The 20,213-nt window shown below is 62.8% G+C and carries 18 protein-coding genes; 13 read left to right on the plus strand and 5 right to left on the minus strand.

Annotated elements, in window-relative coordinates:
• Positions 1–58: 58 nt before the first annotated feature.
• Genes MVC20_RS14950 through MVC20_RS14965 form a run of 4 tightly spaced genes read left to right on the plus strand, consistent with a single transcriptional unit; the run spans position 59 to position 4,232 of the window.
• Positions 59–562 carry a chemotaxis protein CheW gene (locus tag MVC20_RS14950; protein ID WP_297542781.1) on the plus strand — a complete coding sequence of 168 codons (504 nt, stop codon included), beginning with the start codon at positions 59–61 and terminating at the stop codon, positions 560–562.
• Positions 559–1,401 (plus strand): CheR family methyltransferase, encoded by an 843-nt coding sequence (locus MVC20_RS14955; protein ID WP_297542783.1) that lies wholly within the window; start codon positions 559–561, stop codon positions 1,399–1,401. Before MVC20_RS14950 ends, MVC20_RS14955 begins: the two co-directional genes overlap by 4 nt.
• 6 nt (positions 1,402–1,407) lie before the next feature.
• Positions 1,408–2,514: a chemotaxis response regulator protein-glutamate methylesterase gene (locus MVC20_RS14960; protein ID WP_297542785.1), complete on the plus strand. Its 1,107-nt coding sequence runs from the start codon at positions 1,408–1,410 to the stop codon at positions 2,512–2,514.
• A 29-nt stretch (positions 2,515–2,543) separates the two neighbouring features.
• Positions 2,544–4,232 carry a transducer-like protein, TlpC gene (locus MVC20_RS14965; RefSeq protein WP_297542787.1) on the plus strand — a complete coding sequence of 563 codons (1,689 nt, stop codon included), beginning with the start codon at positions 2,544–2,546 and terminating at the stop codon, positions 4,230–4,232.
• Between the two features lie 149 nt (positions 4,233–4,381).
• Here the strand turns inward: MVC20_RS14965 and MVC20_RS14970 are convergent, their stop codons facing one another.
• A complete protein-coding gene (locus tag MVC20_RS14970) occupies positions 4,382–5,920 on the minus strand; it encodes a trimethylamine methyltransferase family protein (RefSeq protein WP_297542789.1) in 1,539 nt (512 codons plus the stop codon).
• A 390-nt stretch (positions 5,921–6,310) separates the two neighbouring features.
• On the opposite strand from MVC20_RS14970, the gene cysS reads away from it, so the two are divergent.
• The 3 genes from cysS to MVC20_RS14985 all read left to right on the plus strand — a co-directional run bounded on the left by cysS (position 6,311) and on the right by MVC20_RS14985 (position 10,239).
• Positions 6,311–7,744 carry a cysteine--tRNA ligase gene (gene cysS / locus MVC20_RS14975; RefSeq protein WP_297542791.1) on the plus strand — a complete coding sequence of 478 codons (1,434 nt, stop codon included), beginning with the start codon at positions 6,311–6,313 and terminating at the stop codon, positions 7,742–7,744.
• A gap of 96 nt (positions 7,745–7,840) precedes the next feature.
• Positions 7,841–9,460 carry a citramalate synthase gene (gene cimA / locus MVC20_RS14980; RefSeq protein ID WP_297542793.1) on the plus strand — a complete coding sequence of 540 codons (1,620 nt, stop codon included), beginning with the start codon at positions 7,841–7,843 and terminating at the stop codon, positions 9,458–9,460.
• Entirely contained in the window at positions 9,457–10,239 is a 783-nt protein-coding gene (locus tag MVC20_RS14985) for a squalene/phytoene synthase family protein (RefSeq protein ID WP_297542795.1), read from the plus strand. Before cimA ends, MVC20_RS14985 begins: the two co-directional genes overlap by 4 nt.
• A gap of 5 nt (positions 10,240–10,244) precedes the next feature.
• Here MVC20_RS14985 and MVC20_RS14990 read toward each other — a convergent pair whose 3' ends face one another.
• From MVC20_RS14990 to MVC20_RS15005, 4 genes are all read right to left on the minus strand, one after another.
• Positions 10,245–10,814: a TetR/AcrR family transcriptional regulator gene (locus MVC20_RS14990; RefSeq protein ID WP_297542797.1), complete on the minus strand. Its 570-nt coding sequence runs from the start codon at positions 10,812–10,814 to the stop codon at positions 10,245–10,247.
• Positions 10,815–11,069: 255 nt separating this feature from the next.
• A complete protein-coding gene (locus MVC20_RS14995) occupies positions 11,070–12,020 on the minus strand; it encodes a sterol desaturase family protein (RefSeq protein ID WP_297542799.1) in 951 nt (316 codons plus the stop codon).
• On the minus strand, positions 12,017–12,409 hold the full coding sequence (locus MVC20_RS15000; protein ID WP_297542801.1) for a hypothetical protein: 393 nt from the start codon (positions 12,407–12,409) through the stop codon (positions 12,017–12,019). The genes MVC20_RS14995 and MVC20_RS15000 overlap by 4 nt, the downstream gene beginning before the upstream one ends.
• Positions 12,410–12,468: 59 nt before the next feature.
• The gene (locus MVC20_RS15005) at positions 12,469–13,359 is read right to left on the minus strand and encodes a DMT family transporter (RefSeq protein ID WP_297542803.1); all 891 of its coding nucleotides are present in this window, start codon (positions 13,357–13,359) and stop codon (positions 12,469–12,471) included.
• 163 nt (positions 13,360–13,522) lie between these two features.
• Here MVC20_RS15005 and MVC20_RS15010 point away from each other — a divergent pair, with 163 nt between their 5' ends.
• The 6 genes from MVC20_RS15010 to MVC20_RS15035 all read left to right on the plus strand — a co-directional run bounded on the left by MVC20_RS15010 (position 13,523) and on the right by MVC20_RS15035 (position 20,213).
• The gene (locus MVC20_RS15010; protein WP_297542805.1) at positions 13,523–14,782 is read left to right on the plus strand and encodes an MFS transporter; all 1,260 of its coding nucleotides are present in this window, start codon (positions 13,523–13,525) and stop codon (positions 14,780–14,782) included.
• 180 nt (positions 14,783–14,962) lie between these two features.
• Positions 14,963–16,138, plus strand: coding sequence for an aspartate aminotransferase family protein (locus MVC20_RS15015; RefSeq protein ID WP_297542807.1), 1,176 nt, complete (start codon positions 14,963–14,965; stop codon positions 16,136–16,138).
• A 76-nt stretch (positions 16,139–16,214) separates the two neighbouring features.
• Positions 16,215–17,141, plus strand: coding sequence for an ornithine carbamoyltransferase (argF, locus tag MVC20_RS15020; RefSeq protein ID WP_297542809.1), 927 nt, complete (start codon positions 16,215–16,217; stop codon positions 17,139–17,141).
• Positions 17,142–17,232: 91 nt separating this feature from the next.
• The gene (gene gndA / locus MVC20_RS15025) at positions 17,233–18,627 is read left to right on the plus strand and encodes an NADP-dependent phosphogluconate dehydrogenase (RefSeq protein WP_297542811.1); all 1,395 of its coding nucleotides are present in this window, start codon (positions 17,233–17,235) and stop codon (positions 18,625–18,627) included.
• 38 nt (positions 18,628–18,665) lie between these two features.
• The gene (locus tag MVC20_RS15030) at positions 18,666–19,424 is read left to right on the plus strand and encodes a biotin--[acetyl-CoA-carboxylase] ligase (protein ID WP_297542813.1); all 759 of its coding nucleotides are present in this window, start codon (positions 18,666–18,668) and stop codon (positions 19,422–19,424) included.
• Between the two features lie 18 nt (positions 19,425–19,442).
• A complete protein-coding gene (locus MVC20_RS15035) occupies positions 19,443–20,213 on the plus strand; it encodes a type III pantothenate kinase (protein WP_297542815.1) in 771 nt (256 codons plus the stop codon).

Consider the following 20,213-nt stretch of genomic DNA (forward strand, 5'->3'; position numbering starts at 1 on the left):
GCAACCGTCGAATAAGTCGGGTGCCCTGACCTCTGCCAACATCGCAAGGAGAACTATCATGACGAGCGGCATTCAAGCCGGGCGGCGGGAAAGCTGTGCTTATCCTCTTGACGAATGGTCATCGGAGATTCTCGACACCCAGCCGATTGCAGCACTGCCCAACAGCCCTGCAGAGCTTCTGGGGCTCATCGACGTGCGCGGCGAGAGCATCGCCGTTACCGACCTCTCCGAGCTCCTGTCGCGTGGGCCGACCAGGGACACCTCAGAGACGCGCATTCTCATCCTGAGCCTCATGAGTGGCCAGCACGCCTCGACTGTCGGACTAAAGACCGAACGCGTGATCGAGGTGACGGAACTGGACGAGGGCGCGATCAAATCCCCCGCCGACGCAGGGATCACGGCATGGGATGAAAGCGTGCTGACCGGTATTGGCCGTCGCAACGGGGATTTCGTCTGCCTTCTCGATCTCGAAAAGCTCTTTGGTGACGGGGCGCGACGCAAGACGACCGAATTCGCATCTCAGCGTGCCAGCGAAACTTCGGAAGGGTTCGCCCTGACATGAGCCTGTCTCGCGCCCAATCCTATCACGATCACTTTGCAGAGGTGATTTCCCGCGAAACGGGGATCAAACTGCCCTCCGGCAAAAAGGTGATGATCGAGAGCCGCCTGCGCCGCCGGGTGCAGACCCTCGGCTTTAGCTCGATCGAGGACTATTACCGTCACCTGTTCGAGGACGGCGGCTTCGGCGCGGAACGCGATGATGTCATTGATCTCATCACCACCAACAAGACGGATTTTTTCCGCGAACCGGCCCATTTCCGGTTCTTGATGAATGACATGCTGCCCGAGATCCTCCATCGCAAGCAGCGCCTGAACAGGCCTGCTAGTCTCAAGTTCTGGAGTGCGGCCTGTTCGGACGGGTCCGAGGCCTTTACGACGGCAATGCTGCTGGAGGATGCCGTGCGCAACGGTGCAGAGTTTCAATACGCCATCCTGGGCACGGATATTTCCACCCGCATGGTCGATACCGCCAAGCGTGCGATCTACACGGCAGAGGCCCTTGATCCGGTCCCGTCTGCCCTGCGCACGCGGTATACCATGCAAGGGAAATCCGAAGATATGCGCGGGATGGCACGGATCGTGCCAGCCCTGAGAAGCAAGACAAACTTCAAGCATCTCAACCTGATGGATGAAAGCTACCCGGTGGATCAGGATGTGGACATCATCTTTCTGCGCAACGTGCTCATCTATTTCGAGCCCGAGGATCAGGCCAATGTCATCGCGCGCCTTGCCCGTCACCTGACGCCAAAGGGGTATCTGGTGGTTGGACATTCTGAATCCATGACCGTGAAGCAACCCAATCTCCGACAGCTTGCCACGGCTGTGTTTCAAAAAGAGTAGACCGCGATGCTCGACGCAGCCTCCAAATCTCAGATTTCCGTCTTGATCGTGGACGATTCCACCTCGGCGCGGGCCATGCTGATGCGCATTGTCGAGACCGATCCGAGCCTGAAACTGTTCGGAACGGCAGCGGATGCGTTTATTGCCGTGTCGAAAATGCAATCCGAACTGCCCGATGTGATGCTGCTCGACCTGGAGTTGCCGCGCATGTCGGGGCTCGAGTTTCTGCGCAAGATCATGGCGCAGCGCCCCATTCCGGTGGTGATCTGTTCCAGCCATGCCGAGGCCGGATCGGAACTTGCCCTGACGGCCCTTGCCTGTGGCGCGGTTGAAGTTGTCTCAAAGCCCGCACCCAGAACCGATGCCGATTTTCAGGAATCCGCCATTGCCATCTGTGATGCCATTCACGCCGCCGCCGAGTCCGGGCACAAAAGCGCGCGCAGGGTCGCCCCCACTCGTGAGACCGGCACCAAACTCTTGGCGGATGCCCTGATCCCGCCTGCACGACCCAAAACGATTGCCCAGACCACGCCCATCGTCTGTATCGGCGCCTCTACCGGCGGCACAGAGGCGATCCGCTCGGTTCTGGAGGAGCTGCCGGTGACATGCCCCCCCGTCGTCATCGTGCAGCATATGCCAGCGGGGTTCACGAACGCCTTCGCGCGTCGCCTGAACGGGTTGTGCCGGGTCAATGTCAAAGAGGCGGTTGATGGCGATCTGTGCAAGCCCGGTGAGGTTCTGATCGCACCCGGTAATTTTCACATGATGCTCGTCCGGCAGGGGCGCGGCTATGGCGTCAGGGTCATGGACGGTCCTTATATCTGCCGGCACCGTCCCTCGGTTGACATCCTGTTTCGCTCTGCCGCCCAGTCCGCAGGCCAGAATGCGCTCGGGATCATCCTCACAGGCATGGGCGACGATGGCGCACGCTGCTTGCGCGAAATGCGCGAGGCCGGGGCGACGACCCTTGCCCAGAACGAAGAGACCTGCGTTGTCTTTGGCATGCCGCGCGAGGCGATCCGCATGGGCGCTGCCACGCGCGTTGTGTCTCTCTCCGAGGTTCCGGGCGCAATCGCGGCCTTTGCCAATACCCATCAGCTCCGAGCGAGGTAGCCCCGATGCATCCTACCCTGCGACCCCTTATGTCCAACGCCTATATCGACAGTCTGAACAAGGCGACGGGCACGATCGAGGCCATCTTTCTGCGGGCCGGGCAGGGGCTTGGGACAAGCGTGGAAGACCTCATTGAACTGCGCGCGGTGCTTGCCCAGCTCAGCGTGGTTCTGGGCCCGGAAGAGACCCAGACGCTCCGGACGTTGTGCGTGAACTCTGTCGAGCACAGTGCAGACATCAGCAAGGATGTGCAGGCCTTCGTCCATATGGCCGAAACGCTGCGTGCCGGTATCCGTAAGATCCAGAGCAATGTCAGCCATCTGTCCGTGGTCATTCGCACCATGTCTGCCTCAGCCCCTATTTCACGCATACTGGGGAAATCTCTCACAAGGCAGGAAGCCAAGATCGACGAGTTCTCGATCGAGCTGGCCCGCATCGCAGCCTCCGCCGACGAGCAACTCAAATCTTTGCAAGCCCTTATCGAGATCATCGAAGTCGAGATGGCGGATCTTGATATGATCTCTTCCGACCTCTCCCGGGATATGACGGCTAGGGTCACGCCAGCCCTTGAGGGGCTCGAGGCGCAGATTCATGAAATTCAGCAGGATCGGGATCAATTGGCCGCTGGCAATGCGGTGATCGAGACCGGCATGCGGGACATTTTTGCCGAAATATCCGCCATCGTCGGTGAACTTCAGACGGGTGACTCTGTCCGGCAACGGCTGGAGCATGTCGAGGTGATAGCGCGCGCCTCTGCCGATGCCGCTCTTGCCCAAGAGCGCCCAGAGGCCAGCGATGGGCTGAGCCTTCTGGCAATCCGTCAGGCCGAGGCAAGTCGGGACGAAATCGCACGCGACGTCGCATCCGTTCTCAAACGGCTGGGGGGCATTCGTCGCAAGTCAGAACAAGTGCTCAGCGCAGCGGAACAGGTCTATCTTGACCCCAGTGACACCCAGAAAAAGCGGGTGTCGAGGATGATCGGACGCGCCGATCAGCTGTCGAGCGCGCTGCAATCCTGCCAGTTAAATCTGGATGCCCTGCACCGGATCGGCCGGATCACGCAAGAGCACATCGGGTCGATTCAGACCATCGCCGCGGACATGGGGTTGCTGGATCATCATATCCGGATGCTCGGTCTCAACACCTTCATCGTCTGTTGCAACATGGGATCAGAGGCGGGGGCGCTCCAGGAACTCTCGCGTCAGGTCCTGTCCTTGACCAAGATCTCCAACGAGATCTTTGACCAGATCGCCACGACAACATGCACGCTTGCCGCCACGAGCATGCCCGACATCTCGCGCGCGGATGACAAGATGTCTCGCGCCGTGGAGTTTGCGCAGGATATTTCGGACCGGTTGAACGCCACCGATCAGGCGGTCATTGCGGCCAAACAAGGCTGCGCCATCAAGGGGGACGCGCTCAAGATTGCGCTTCACGCCAGTCAGACTTCGCTGGCGTCGCTGGTCGGTGCCAAGGGCGATCTCGATGCTTTCATTTCGGGCTTCAAGGGCTTGGTTTCAAAAGAGAATGCGGGGCGGGAACAGTATGATGTGCTGCCCTCCGAACAGGATCGCCTCAGCCGCCTTTATGCGATTTACACGATGGACGCCGAGCGCCTGATCCACGACAGAATTTTCGTGGGCGCTGAGATGTCGCTTGCGCTGTCCGAGCCCCCCGTTCAGAGCGCCGGGGACGAGCTCGCGGATATATTCTTCTGAGGGCAACAGGTCGGGTGCCGCCTGAACAGGTGTAAGAGCGGGTTGCGCTCATTCGCATTTGCTCAGAACCGGCTGCCATTCTTCGCGAACCAAAACGCGCGCAAAGAACGCGCGTTTTCTCTTTAAATCATGCCGCTACGGTGCAAAGTTCACGCAGGCAGGTGGATCTTGAACCTGGCGCGAATGGCCGCATCTGTGATCGGGTCAAACCGCGCCGAGGCCCGTTCCGACAGGATTTTGAGCTTCTTTTCCGTGGCCTTGGCGATCAGGTCCGGCTTGCCCAACTCGTCCCATTCCTTGGGCGAAGAGCGGTTGGCGATGCAGGGATAGAGGTAATCGGTCTGCATCCGCCCCAGCGTTTGTTCCGCCCCGAGGTAGTGACCGGGGCCGCCGATGCAAGTGGCACGGATGACCTCTAGGCTGAGCGTGTCCTCGTCCACCTCGATGCCCCGTGTGCAGCGCAGCGCCTGACCGATCAGGTCATCCCCCAGGATCAGCGATTCAAGGCAGAAGCCCAGCAATGAGGCATGCATGCCCGCCGCCTCATAGACCATGTTCAGCCCCGAGAGACCCGCCATCACGTTCGACGTCGCCTGTTCCCAGCCTGCCTGCATGTCGGGAAGTTTCGCATCCGCAATGCCCGCGGCCGCCCCGCCGGGCAGGCCGTAATACTTGTGCATCTGTGCGCAGCCCGCGGTCAGCAGCGCCTGTTCGCCCGAGCCGCCCGACATCGCACCGGTCCGCAGGTCGCTGACGAACGGCCAGGTGCCGAAGATCGCGGGGAAACCCGGCTTGACCGCGTTGACATAAACGAGCCCCGCCAGGCACTCTGCCGTTGCCTGCACGATGGCCCCGGCGATGGGGGCAGGGGCCGTGGCCCCGGCCTGACCGGCCGACAGAAGCAGCACCGGCATGCCCGCGCGGATGCATTCCTCCATGACCAGACAGGATTCGGTGGCGAATTTCATCGGCGGCACGACAAAACAGTTGGAATTGCTGACAAAAGGCCGCTCGCGCCATTTGTCCTCACCGCCTGCGATGAGATGCAGCATTTCCATCGCATCGGCAACGAATCCCGGCTCGGTAAAGGAGGTGCCCACGTGTTTCGTGGTCCCCGCACAGCAGGCATAGAGCGTGTTGAGGTCCATCTCGCGATTGTCGACGATGTCGCGGCAGACCATCGGGCGCTGCACGAAATGGATGTTGTCGAGTTGATCCGCGATGCGGGCCGCGTCATGCAGATCCTGCACCGTGCTCTCGCGATAGCTGCGGGTGTGAACATCGACCACATGCACCGCCGCACCTGCCGTGCCGTAATGCACGCGATTGCCCTGCAAGATCATGTCGTGGCGCGGGTCCCGGCCAAAGAGCGTGATCGAGCGATTGGCCTTGGCGATGGTGTCCTCGATCAACGCGCGCGGAAAACGGATCCGCCCGTCAGAGCCGAGGATCGCGCCAGCCCCCGTCAGATAGGCCACGCCCGAAGGGGGCGCATCGGCAAGGCCGATCTGTTCCAGCGCATCGAGCACAGCCTGATGAATGCGGTCCATCTGCAATTGGGTCAGCGGGCGATAGGTGCCGCCCTCTTGCCCTGGATGCACAGGGCGCAGATTGGCAGCAAGCGGGTTGGAGCGGGCTTCACGGCGTGCAGCGCGTCCACCGGCGCGGCGCGTAATCGTCTCGGTCATGTCTTGGGGTTCCTGAAGGAATGAAACGGGTATGTTTGGCTGGGCTCAGGCCGCCAAAGGGCGCCCGCGCGCGGCACGGCCCCGCTCCGCACCGATGGTGCGGACAACGAGCGCGATCTTGCTGCGTGGGTGCATGATGTTCTCCGTCAGATGTGCAGAGAGCACCTGATTCTGCGGTATCTGTCTGTTCCAATTCCGACGCGCGTCGCAAATGCGACCTCGATCGTCGCGCTTGACGGGCGCAATGGCGGGGGATAGGACAAGCCATGAGCACCGCACCCTGCATTATCTGCTGCATTATCACCTGAGTTTTCTCAGGCGGGCCGGTCTTGTGTTTCCAAGCGATCACGAAGTTGCTAAGCCCGCCGCGGGACCGCGCGCGAGGACAAGATGACGACGATCAAGCTGCACAACACCCGAACCCGCCAGAAAGAGGATTTCGCGCCTCTCGATCCAGATAACGTGCGGATGTATGTCTGTGGGCCGACGGTCTATGACCGGGCGCATCTGGGCAATGCGCGCCCCGTGGTGGTGTTCGACGTGCTCTACCGGTTGCTGCGGCATGTCTATGGGACCGAGCACGTGACCTATGTGCGCAATTTCACCGATGTGGACGACAAGATCAACGCCCGCGCCGCCGAGTCGGGGCGCTCGATTGGGCAGATCACTGCGGAAACGACGCAATGGTTTCTCGACGACATGGCGGCCCTGGGGGCGCTGGAGCCCGACCACATGCCGCGCGCCACGCAGTACATCCCGCAGATGGTGGCGATGATCGAGGGCCTGATCGCCAAGGGTCATGCCTATGAGGCCGAAGGCCATGTGCTCTTTGCCGTCGATAGCTGGCGCGAGCATTACGGCAAGCTGTCGGGCCGCTCGGTCGATGACATGATCGCAGGCGCGCGGGTCGAGGTGGCACCTTACAAACGCAACCCGATGGATTTCGTGCTGTGGAAACCGTCGAGCGATGATCTGCCGGGGTGGGACTCGCCTTGGGGCAGGGGGCGGCCCGGCTGGCATATCGAATGCTCGGCCATGGCGCATGAGCTCTTGGGCGATAGCTTTGACATTCACGGCGGCGGCAACGACCTGATGTTCCCGCATCACGAGAACGAGATCGCGCAAAGCTGCTGCGCGCATCCCGAGGGGCAGTTCGCGCGCTACTGGCTGCACAACGAGATGCTGCAGGTCGAGGGCAAGAAGATGTCCAAATCCCTGGGTAATTTCTTTACCGTGCACGATCTCTTGGAGCAGGATATTGTGGGCGAGGTGATCCGGTTTGTGTTCCTGAGCACGCATTACCGGAAGCCGATGGACTGGACGGATAAGAAACGGGCGGATGCAGTCAGGACGATTACACAATGGCGAAAACTCAAAGAAGCCGGATTAAAGACTGACCTGAAAGACGATGAAGTCGTGAATCTGGTCGACAGCGAAGTGGTCGCGGCTCTTTCAGACGATTTGAACACGAGCTTGGCCATGACAAAGCTCAATGACCTGTTCACCAAGGCGAAGATGTCAGAAATCGACAGTCAACAGGTTCGCGCGTTCTTTGCGACTATCAAGTTTCTCGGGTTTGAGAACCTCGATACAGAACGGTCGAAAAGGCGAAAAGCTGTTCAGTCTGCATTCGATAGCAGCGGTTTGCTGGATGACGTTTGTCGCAGGATAGAAGACGCGCGCTTGAAGAAGGACTTCGAAACATCGGATCGTCTTCGGGACGGATTGGTCGCTGCCGGAGTGCTTGTGAACATCACCAAGGATGGCGTTACGAGAGAACTCGGGCCGGATTTCGACCCAGCCAAATTGGAGGCATTGAAATGATGCACTCTTTGCCACCACGTTTGTCTGCCGCCCGGGGGGCGGTCGGGCGCTGCGCGGCGGTGCCTGCGGCACCTTGTTTCCGCGCGGGGGCATAGCATGATCCGCGAGCGCCTCTACCTCTACGACACAACCCTGCGCGACGGGCAACAGACCCAAGGGGTCAGTTTCTCGACGCCCGAGAAAATCCAGATCGCCCATGCGCTCGACCGGCTGGGCGTCGATTACATCGAGGGCGGTTGGCCGGGGGCAAACCCCACCGATAGCGCCTTTTTCGGCGACGCCCCGAAAACGCGCGCGACGATGACCGCCTTCGGAATGACCAAACGCGCCGGCCGCTCGACCGAGAATGACGAGGTCTTGGCAGCGGTTCTGAACGCCGGAACCAAGGCCGTCTGTCTCGTGGGCAAGACCCATGATTTCCACGTCACAACCGCGCTTGGCCTCAGCCTTGAGGAAAATACCGACAGCATCGCCCGCTCCATCGCGCATCTGGTGGGACAGGGGCGCGAGGCGCTGTTCGATGCCGAGCATTTCTTTGACGGCTACATTGCCAATCCCGCCTATGCGCTCGGCTGCCTGCGCGCGGCGGTGGACGCGGGTGCGCGGTGGGTCGTGCTCTGCGATACCAATGGCGGCACCTTGCCCGCCGAGATCGGGCGCATCGTGTCAGAGGTGATCGCGTCAGGTATTCCCGGCGACCGGCTTGGCATCCACACCCATGACGACACCGGCAATGCGGTGGCGGGCAGCCTTGCCGCGGTGGATGCGGGCGTGCGCCAGATTCAGGGCACGCTCAATGGGTTGGGCGAGCGCTGTGGCAATGCCAATCTGACCACGCTCATCCCGACCCTGCTGCTCAAGGAACCCTATGCCAGCCGCTATGAGACCGGCATCACGCAGGACGGCCTGCGGTCTCTCACCGCGATCAGCCGCCAGTTGGACGAGATCCTCAACCGCGTGCCGCTGCGGCAGGCGGCCTATGTAGGCGCCTCCGCCTTTGCCCACAAGGCGGGGCTGCACGCCAGCGCCATCCTCAAGGACCCAAGCACCTACGAGCATATCGACCCTGCGGCGGTCGGCAATGCGCGGATCATCCCGATGTCAAATCAGGCGGGGCAATCGAACCTGCGCCAGCGTCTGACCGAGGCGGGGATCGTGGTCGAACCGGGCGATCCGGCACTGGCGCGCCTGCTCGAGACGATCAAGGCGCGCGAGGAAGAGGGCTATACCTATGACAGCGCGCAGGCGAGTTTCGAAATCCTCGCGCGCAAGGAACTGGGGCAGATGCCCGAATTCTTCGAGGTCAAGCGCTACAAGGTCACGGTCGAGCGCCGCAAGAACAAGTATGACCGTATGGTCAGCCTCTCGGAGGCGGTGGTCGTGGTCAAGGTCGATGGCGACAAGAAGCTGTCGGTGAGTGAATCGATGGACGATCACGGCTGCGACCGGGGGCCGGTCAATGCGCTGGCCAAGGCGCTGGCCAAGGATCTGGGCCGCTATCAGGACCAGATCGACGATATGCGGCTGGTGGATTTCAAGGTGCGCATCACCCAGGGCGGCACCGAGGCCGCCACACGGGTCATCATCGACAGCGAAGACGGGCAGGGGCGGCGCTGGTCCACGGTGGGGGTCAGCCCCAATATCGTGGATGCCAGTTTCGAGGCGCTGCTCGATGCGATCAACTGGAAGCTCCTGCGCGGGCAGGGGGCGGCGTGAGCCAAGGCTTCGATGCTGACCTGACCGCCTGCGCCGATCTGGTGCGCCGGGCCGATCCAGACCGCTTTCTGGCGGCGATGGCGGCCCCGGTTGCCGCGCGTGCCGTGCTCTTTCCGGTCTATGCCTTCAATGTCGAGGTGGCGCGCGCGCCTTGGGTCACCCAAGAGCCGATGATCGCCGAGATGCGCCTGCAATGGTGGGCCGATGCGTTGGAGGAAATCGCGGCCGGTGGGCTCGTGCGGCGGCATGAGGTGGTGACACCCCTGGCGCATGTGCTGGACGCGCCCGGTGCCGCGCTGCTGGCGGATCTGGTCGAGGCGCGGCGATGGGACATCGCGCGCGAGCCTTTTGCAGATGCGGCTGAGTTCACTCGCTATATCGAGACCACGTCCGGCAATCTCTTGCAGGCGGCGGCGCGTGCGCTGGGCCCAGCCGAGGCTGAGGTGGTGCGTGATGCGGGGTATGCGCTGGGTCTTGCCAATTGGTTCCGTGCCATTCCCGCGCTCGAGGCGGCGGGGCGCAGGCCCCTGGTCGATGGTCGGCCCGACGCCGTGCAGGCCTTGGCCAGGGATGGGTTGGCGCGGCTGCGCCGTGCGCGCGCCGCGCGCGCGCAGGTGTCTCGCGCGGCAGGGGGGGCGCTTTTGCCGCTCTGGATCGCGGGTCCGGTGCTGCGCCGCGCGGAACGCGACCCGCGTGCGGTGGCCGAGGGGCGGCTTGGAATTGCACCCGTGCGCGCGCAACTCAGCCTGCTCACGCGTGGCCTATCGGGCCGCTGGTAAGCGGATCAGCCGATCAGGCTGCGCACCTGTGAGAGGATTGCGCCAATCGACGGGCTTTCGCGATTGGCGCGGGTCATGACCAAAAGGCCCACCATCAGCCCTTGCAGAACCTTGGCCGTCTCGGAGATTTCCGCAGGGCTGCGAACGCGGTCTTCGCATTGCGCGAGGCAATCGGCAAAGAAGGCTTCGACTTCGCCCATGCTCTGCTCGATGACGTGCGCAATCTCATCGTCATGCGGCGCAAGTTCCATCGCGGAATTGACCATCAGGCAGCCGCCCGGCATGGTCGTGTCGCCTTGGGCAATGGCGTCAAAGGTCGCGATGATCGCATCCTTTGGTTCTCGATCCTTGCGTAACTGCGTGAGAAATCCGACGCGGTAGCTTTGATCGTAATGCTGTAATGCCCTCAAGAACAGCTCTCGCTTGTTGCCGAACCCGGCATAAAGGCTGCCGCGATTCAGGCCCGTGACCTCAACCAGATCGGCCATCGAGGTGCCTTGATAGCCCTTCTCCCAGAAAGCACGCATCGCGGCCTCCAGAACTTCGGCTTCAGCATAGGATTTTTCCCAAGGCATCACTGTGTCATTTCGAGCGAAAGGGTAGAGGCAAACAACGTTAACGCGCCAAAGCAGACTCTAGAACTTCCCCGACACCTTGCACAAGGGTGAGTAATGGGCCCTTGCCCAAGGTGCCGGGTACTTCCGTAGCGTCCCGCATTGCCTCGCGGGGCGACACCTGTTCGTGAGTGATGGCGCAGATCGCCTGACGCGACTAAAATCGCTTTTGAACGATCGGTCAAATAACATTTTGGTGCGGGGCTTGTGACAAGCTCAAGGGTTGTGTCCGCTCGGCACCGACAATCCCGGCGTGCCTGCCTCTTCGGGGTGGGTGGCCAGATAGCGCGCCTTGATGGTTTGCGATGTGCCCCGGCTGTCATCATGGCTCCAGCCCGGCGGCATGACGCAATAGTTCAGCCGCTCGCGCCAGGTCAGCCCCGGTTGCGTCACATCGCGCCAGATGCCGATCCATTCGTGAAAGGCCACGCGCAGCGGGTTGAACGTACCAAGATTGTGGACAAGGCCGTAATCCACCTTTTCGCACTCCAGTTCCGGCACGAAGGTGCCAAACATCTTGTCCCAGATGATAAACACCCCGGCATAGTTGCAATCGAGATAGCGCGGGTTGCGCCCATGATGCACCCGGTGATGCGAGGGCGTGTTCATCACCGCTTCGACCCAGCGGGGCAGGCGGCCAATCGCCTCGGTATGAATCCAGAACTGATAGATAAGGTTGAGCCCCCCCACGAAAAGCACCATGGCAGGGTGAAATCCCAAGAGGATCAGCGGCGCGCGCACCACCATCATGAAGGTAAAGGTGCCCGTCCATGTCTGGCGCAGCGCTGTCGTCAGGTTGTAATGCTGCGATGAGTGGTGATTGACGTGGCTCGCCCAGACCCAGCGGACGCGATGGCCGAACCGATGCACCCAGTAGTATCGCAGGTCATCGAGCACGAAGCAGAGCGCGATCACCCAGACCGAATGCCCCAGATCAAGCGGCGTGATCTCCCACAGCACCATGAAAAAGCCGTAGGCGACAAAGCCCAGCACAATGCTTTCTGCCACGTTGCCCGCCCCCATCAGCAGCGAGGTCAGCGCGTCGCGGGTCTCATACCGCCCGCCGCGCCCCTTGATCACGATCCACAACAGCTCTGCGAGAATGGCGGCGATAAAGAGCGGCACCGCCCAGTTGACGACATCGGGATAGATCGGCGTATCACTCATACGCGGGCCTCCAATAGGGCGCACCAGCTCGTCGCTTCTTCGGGCGAGAGCGTCAGCCGGATGCGCGGAGCGGTATAGTCAGGCAGATCGAGCGTGAGACCGCCTTTGCGCTGCCTGACCCGGGCGCCATCCAGGTAACGGGCGGTGGTATCGGCCCCCATTGGCCAGACCACGCCGCGCCCCCGTGCGGTCTCGATCAGGGCGGCGCTGTGATCGTGACAGAGAATGACGCGAATGGGGGAGTCCTCAGGAAATTCGCGCAGCCATGCCGCCCGCGCCGCCGCCGTATCCGCCAGAACCGCCCGGCGCGAGAGGCCCAGGACATGCAAAAGCAGCGCGATGCCCGCGATGCCCAGAATGACCATCGGCAACAGAATGCTCAGCGGCATTGCTCCTCTCCCTCGATGGCTATCTAGGCCAAGCCGGGGGCGTTTTGTCAAAGGCAGCGTTACGTCACGGGCGCGCGACGCCGTCCCTCGCGCCAGAGAAGCAACCCGGCCCCGCAGAGGATCACCGCGGCGCCGGTGATCGAGGTGATGTCTGGCCAAATCCCGAAGACCAGCCCGTCGTAGAGCCCGGCAAAGATCAGCGCGGTGTAAAAGAACGGTGCCACATAGCTGGCATCGCCCCGCGCAATGGCATTTATGAACGCCGTCTGCGCAAGCGCCATCAGGCAGCCGAGCGCGGCAAGGGCCGCCCATTGGGCCGGGGTGGGGGCGGCCCAGACCCAGATCACCGCCAGCGTCGCGATGCCGAGGCCGATGGCATTGTTCACAAGCAGGATTTGCCAGGGGCTTTCGCGGCCCGAGAGCCGTTTGATGAAAATGAGCTCCGCTCCAAGGCAAAGTGCCGCGCCGAAAGCAAGCAACGCGCCGGTTTCTACCACGCCAGCGCCCGGGCGCATCAGGATCGCGGCCCCGGTCAGCGCAATGCCCGCCGCTGCCCACCGCACCGGCCCCACACGCTCGCCCAAGAGCGGGATGGCGAGAATCATCCCGAGAACCGGATTGAGAAAACTGATCGCAGTCGCGTCCGACAACGGGATATATGCGGCGGCCGCGAACATGAGCGTGACCCCGCCCCAGCCAAGGCCAGAGCGTTTGGCGTGGGTGCGCAGGTCCGGCCGCGTAAAGCGTGGCCGCACCAGGCCGACCATCACGGATACCGCAAGCAGCGCGAAAAGAAACCGCCCATGGCTGATTTGCAGCGGATTCAGGGCGGGTCCGATGGTGTCGGTCCCAAGCATCTTGGCCAAGAGCGTGGTGCCCGCCAGCAAAGCGGCGGCAAGCACGGTCAGCAGGGCGGCAAGACCCGGATTGGAGGCGCGGGGTACGAACATCGCCGCAGCTTTGCCCTCAGACCGCAACCGCCGCAAGGCGCAAGTTCGGCAGGTGGGATCAATTATTTTTTCATCCCTGACAACAAAAACGACAGGATGTCGTCGTTTGCCAATCACGCGTTCCGCATCCGTGGTCACTCTTGCGAAAAATCGGAACGACTCCATGCACCAACGCCGCATACCCGAATGGCTCCGCCATGCGCCCACCCCCTCGGTTCGCGGTTTTGCCGCTTTGGCGGGCACCGAGGCCATGGCGCGCGGCATCCTGATTTCGGTGATGCCGCTCGAGATGTATCGCGCGCTCCGCGATGCGGCGCTCGTGTCCGAGATCTATTTCATGGTGGGGCTGCTCTCGTTGGCAACGGGCCTCATGGTGCCCTTTGTCTCGCGCTTCATGCCGCGCCGCTGGATCTATGTGACCGGCTGCGCGATGTTCGCGGGCGGGGCCGCCATGGGGGCGCAGGGCGGGGCGCTGGGCATGATCGCGGCGCTGGCGCTGATTACGGCGGCCACGGTCACGGTCTTTGTCTGCTTCAACGCCTATGTGCTCGATTTCATTGCCAAGTCGGATCTGGGCCGCTGCGAGACCTCGCGCATGTTCTATAGCGCGCTGGGCTGGACGGTGGGGCCCTTCCTTGGCGTCACGCTCTTGGGGCTATGGCGGCCCTTGCCGTTTCTCATCGCGGGGCTGGCGGCGCTGAGCATGATGGCGCTTTTTCTCTACATGCGGCTTGGCAATGGCAAGCTGATCACGCGCGCGCGCCGCCCGGCCCCCAATCCGCTGGCATGGATGCCCCGGTTCTTTGCACAGCCCCGGTTGGTGGCGGGGTGGATCTTCGCGGTCATTCGCTCCTGCGGCTGGTGGGCCTATGTGGTCTATTTGCCGATCTTCGCGGTCCAGCAGGGCTTGGGTGAAGACTTGGGCGGCATGTTGCTCTCGGCCTCGAACGGCATGCTCTTTCTGACGCCCCTCATGCTGCGCTGGATGCAGCGCCGCTCCATCCGCCACGCGGTGCGGGCGGGCTTTCTTGTGTCCGGGCTGCTCTTCCTCTTTGCTGCGGCCTTCAGCAGCCTGCCATGGCTGACGGTTGCCAGTCTCGCTGTGGCGTCGGTCTTTCTGGTGCTGCTCGATGTGTCGGCGGGTCTGCCCTTTCTCATGGCTGTCAAACCGTCGGAACGCACCGAGATGTCGGCGATCTACGCCAGTTTCCGCGATGTCTCGGGCATCCTCACGCCGGGGGCGGCATGGCTCGTGCTTCTGGTGGCGCCGTTGCCGGGGATTTTCGCGGTCACGGGGCTGGGTCTGATGGGGTGCTGGCATCTGGCGCGGCGGTTGCATCCGCGCCTCGGGGCCGCGCGCGTGGCGATGGAGCCGGGGGGACATCTAGACATTTCTCTTCCCATGCCGCGCAAAACTGGCTAGAGCGTCTCCATGATCACACGGACCAAACATACCGCTCTGCGACGTCGACGCGCCCGCGTCTGACGACCCGTTCCGTTTTGATCCCTGCGCGTTGCCGCGCTTGAGCCCTAAATCCTCCAAATGATTGACTTGGCTCTGCCCTTGCGGCACTCAATGGGCCTGTTTGATAAGGAAACCGCCATGATCCCTTCGATCCTGCCAACCTATAACCGCGCGCCGCTCTCTTTCGTCAAAGGCGAAGGGACCTGGTTGATCGAGGCGGACGGGCGACGCTTTCTCGATCTGGGCGCGGGCATTGCCGTCAACGCGCTGGGCCATGCGCACCCCAAGCTGGTGGCGGCGCTGACCGAACAGGCCGGGGCGCTCTGGCATACCTCGAACCTCTACCAGATCCCGAAACAACAGGAGCTCGCCGACCGGTTGGTGGCGGCGAGTTTTGCCGACACGGTCTTTTTCACCAATTCCGGCACCGAAGCCTGTGAACTGGCGGTCAAGATGGCGCGCAAGCACTTCTACGATGCAGGCCAGCCCGACCGCACGGACATCATCACCTTCGAGGGGGCCTTTCACGGCCGGTCCTCGGCGGGGATTGCCGCCGCCGGATCGGAAAAGATGACCAAGGGCTTTGGCCCGCTCCTGCCCGGTTTCAAACATGTCGCCTGGGGCGATCACGAGGGGCTGCACGCGGCAATCGACGAGCATACCGCCGCCATCCTGATCGAGCCGGTGCAGGGCGAGGGCGGTATCCGTCCGCTGCCGGATCAATGCCTCAAGGGGCTGCGCGCCCTCTGTGACGAAAAGGGTCTCTTGCTCATCCTCGACGAGGTGCAATGTGGCGTGGGGCGCACGGGGCGTCTCTTTGCCCATGAATGGGCGGGGGTGACACCTGACATCATGATGGTCGCCAAGGGCATCGGCGGCGGCTTTCCTCTCGGCGCGGTGCTGGCGACAGAGCATGCCGCCTCCGGCATGACGGCGGGCACCCATGGTTCGACCTATGGGGGCAACCCTCTGGGCTGTGCCGTGGGCTGCGCGGTGATGTCCGAAGTCGCCACGCCCGAGTTTCTGGCCGAGGTGAACCGCAAGGCCGCGCTCATGCGCCAACGGCTCGAAGGGCTGGTGGCGGCGCATCCGGCCGTGTTCGAGGGGGTGCGCGGCCTGGGCCTCATGCTGGGGCTCAAGTGCAAGCTGCCTAATACCGAGGTGGTGCAGGCCGGTTACGCAGCCCTTGTCGCCACGGTTCCGGCGGCTGACAATGTGGTGCGCCTGCTGCCGCCACTTACCATAACCGACGAAGAAATCACGGAGGCCGTGACACGCCTTGATGCGGCGGCAACGGCGCTGGAAACGGCCTGATTTCATCGTTCCCGAAATACTCCGGGGGTGTGGGGGCTGGCCCCCACGGACCCTCTCATCGAAAAGCGATACGACCATGACCCATTTCCTCGATATCCACAAAACCTCTGAAACCGACCTTCGGGCGATCATTGATCAGGCCCGCCTCATGAAAGAGGCACGGCAGGGCCGTCCGCGCGGCACGCCCGATGACGAACAGCCGCTGGCCGGTCGCATGGTTGCGCTCATCTTCGAAAAACCCTCGACCCGCACCCGCGTCTCGTTTGACATGGGCGTCCGGCAGATGGGCGGGCAGAGCATGGTGCTGTCAGGCGCCGACATGCAGTTGGGCCATGGCGAGACCATCGCCGACACCGCCCGCGTCATGAGCCGCTATGTCGATCTCATCATGATCCGCACCTTTGACGAATCCGTCCTGCTGGAAATGGCGGAACATGCCGATGTGCCGGTGATCAACGGTCTCACCGACCGCACCCACCCCTGTCAGATCATGGCCGACATCCTGACCTACGAAGAACATCGCGGCCCGATCAAGGGCAAGAAGGTCGTGTGGTCGGGGGATGGCAACAATGTCTGTGCGTCCTTCCTGCATGCCGCCGGGCAATTCGGATTCGACCTGACGTTTACCGGCCCGATGCAGCTTGACCCGGAGCCCGAGTTCATCGGCCTTGCGCGCAAGGCGGGCAGCACGATCACCATCGAACGCGATCCGTTCAAGGCGGTGGACGGGGCCGATCTCGTCGTCACCGATACCTGGGTCAGCATGCATGACAGCCAATCCACCAAGGAGCGGCGGCACAACATGCTGCGGCCCTATCAGGTCAATGACAAGCTGATGGCGGCGGCCAAACCCGATGCGCTCTTCATGCATTGCCTGCCTGCGCATCGCGGCGAAGAAGTGACTTCCGAGGTGATGGATGGCCCGCAATCGGTCATTTTCGACGAGGCAGAGAACCGTTTGCACGCGCAAAAGGCCGTGATGCGCTGGTGTCTCGGCGTCTGACGGCAACACATCTGGACGCAGCGCGCTTGCAAACCCTTAGCCAAAGCGCTTAGCCTGATCCAAGGCTGTTAGCGATAGCAGGGAGGGGCAAGTGGCGCAGATTGGTATCTATGGGCTGGGCACCATGGGCAGCGCCTTGGCGCTGAACATCGCCGAACATGGCTTTGACGTGGCGGTGACCAATCGCGAGGCGGACTGGATCGCGCCCTTTCTCGACGAGGCGGGCGATCTGGCGTCGCGGCTGCACCCCCACGAACGGTTGGAGGATTTCGTCGCGGCGCTGAAAGCGCCCCGGATCATCCTCTTCATGATCCCCTCTGGCGCGCCGATGGACGCCATGCTGGCGCAGATCACGCCGCTGCTCAGCCCCGGTGATACGGTGATCGACGGGGGAAATGCCGATTTTCACGATACCCGCCGCCGCGCAGAGGACCTTGCGAAACGCGATCTGCATTTCGTGGGTCTGGGGGTGTCTGGCGGCGAGGCGGGGGCGCGTCACGGCCCCTCGATGATGATGGGGGGCAGCGATCATAGCTGGGCGCAGCTGCACCCGATCCTGACCGCCATTGCCGCCCGCCATGACGGCGTGCCCTGCGTCGCGCATCTGGGACCGGACGGGGCGGGGCATTTCGTCAAGACGGTGCACAATGGCATCGAATATGCCGATATGCAGGTCATCGCCGAAATCTACAGCCTATTGCGCAATGGCGCGGCCCTGCCACCCTCCGAGATTGGCGCGCTCTTCGCCACTTGGGACAGGGGGCCGCTCAAATCCTATCTGGTCGAGATCACGGCCCGGCTCTTGACCTATACCGATCCCGAGACCGGCCATCCGATGGTCGATGTGATCAAGGATGCGGCGGGGCAAAAGGGCACCGGGCGCTGGACCGTGATCGAGGCGCTGCGTCTGGGGCAATCGGCCAGCATGATCGAGGCGGCGGTGGGCGCGCGGGGCTGGTCCTCGGAAAAGGCCGCGCGGCAGCGCGCCGAGGCGATCCTTGGCGGGGCGGTGGGGGTATTTGACGACGCCCCCGAGGTTCTGGCCGAGGCGTTTCTGGCCGCGCGCCTGCTGGCCTATGCGCAGGGGTTTCGCATTCTGGCCGCGGCGTCCGAGGAATATGCCTGGGCGCTGGATCTCGCGACCATCGCCCGTATCTGGCGGGCGGGGTGCATCATTCGCTCTGCCCTGCTGGATGACATCGCGGCGGCCTTCGATCAGGACCTGCCGCATGGCGAATTGATCCTTTCCCCGGAAATCGCGCAGACGCTGGCGCGCTGCATCCCCGCGTTGCGACAGGTGGTGTGCAGCGCGGTGCATGGCGGGCACCCGGTGCCGGCGCTTTCGGCCGGGCTGGCGTGGTATGACAGCATGCGTTTGGGCCATGGCAGCGCCAATATCATTCAGGCACAGCGTGATATGTTCGGGCGTCACGGGTTCGAACGCTTGGGGCGTGCGGGGCTGCATCATGGGCCTTGGTGGGACTGAGGCGGCGCAGAGTTTCGGAGAGTTGGAGCAGGACAAGGATGGATCAGGGATCGGACTGGCCCCAGGGCTATGGCCGCCGCGTGTTGGCGTCGGTGGACAGCACCAATGCCGAGGCGGCACGCATCGCGCCGCATCTGGCGGGGCCGGAATGGATATTGGCGCATCAGCAGACGGCGGCGCGCGGACGGCGGGGGCGGGCCTGGGCCAATCCGGCGGGCAATTTCGCGGCCACCCTCGTGATGCGCCCGACCGAGAGCCCGGACCGCGTGGCGCTGCGCTCTTTCGTGGCGTCGCTGGCGCTCTTTGATGCGCTGGTCGCGGCAACGGGCCGGGCCGAGGTCTTTGCCCTCAAATGGCCCAACGACGTGCTTCTGAACGGCGGCAAGCTGGCGGGGATTTTGCTCGAGAGTGCCGGGGCAGGCGGCAGCCTCAGTCATTTTGCCATCGGCATCGGGGTGAACCTCTCGCGCGCGCCCGAGGTGTCGGAGGTAGAGCAAGGCGCGCTGCGCCCCGTTTCGCTCTTGTCCGAAACGGGCATCGCGATAGACCCCGAGGCATTTCTGGATCTTCTGGCCCCGGCCTATGCACGGGCAGAGGCGCAGTTCGTGACCTACGGTTTTGCCCCCATCCGCGCCGCGTGGCTGGCGCGGGCGGCACGGCTGGGCGAGGTCATCACCGCGCGCACGACGCGCGAGGTGTACGAGGGCCGGTTCGAGACGGTGGACGAGGCGGGCAATCTTGTTCTATTGACCGCCCAGGGGCGACAGGCGATTGCCGCCGCCGAGGTGTTCTTTTGACCATACGGGACCGGGCGCATGCTTTTGGCGATTGACTGCGGCAATACCAACACGGTGTTTTCCATCTGGGACGGGCAGAAATTCCTCTGCACCCTGCGCACCGCCACGGACCATCAACGCACCGCTGATCAGTATTTCGTCTGGTTCAAGACCCTGCTGCATCACCATGGCATCAAGGCCGATATCACCGGGGTGATCATCTCTTCGACCGTGCCGCGCGTGGTGTTCAATCTGCGGGTCTTTTCGGACCGCTATTTCAACTGCCGCCCGCTGGTGGTGGGCAAGCCCGAGTGCCGCCTGCCGGTCGATGTGCGGGTGGATGCGGGCACGCAGGTCGGCCCTGACCGGCTGGTCAACACGGTGGCGGGGTTTGATCTCTACGGCGGCGACCTCATCGTGGTCGATTTCGGTACCGCCACCACCTTTGACGTGGTCGCGAGCGATGGCGCCTATATCGGCGGGGTGATCGCACCGGGGGTGAATCTTTCGCTGCAGGCTCTACATGAAGCGGCAGCAGCCCTGCCGCATATCGACGTGACAAAACCCGAGCGGGTGATCGGCACGAATACCGTCGATTGCATGCAGTCGGGCGTATTCTGGGGTTATGTCGGGCTGATCAATGGGCTATGTGACCGGATAAAGGCCGAGCGTGGCCGCACCATGAAGGTGATCGCAACGGGTGGGCTGGCACCTCTCTTCCAGCAGGGAACGGACATGTTCGACGTGTTCGAAGACAATCTGACAATGCACGGCCTGACCGTGATTGACGCGTATAACAAGGAGGGCTGA

This window comes from Roseovarius sp. (assembly GCF_027019125.1).
Lineage (GTDB): Bacteria > Pseudomonadota > Alphaproteobacteria > Rhodobacterales > Rhodobacteraceae > Roseovarius.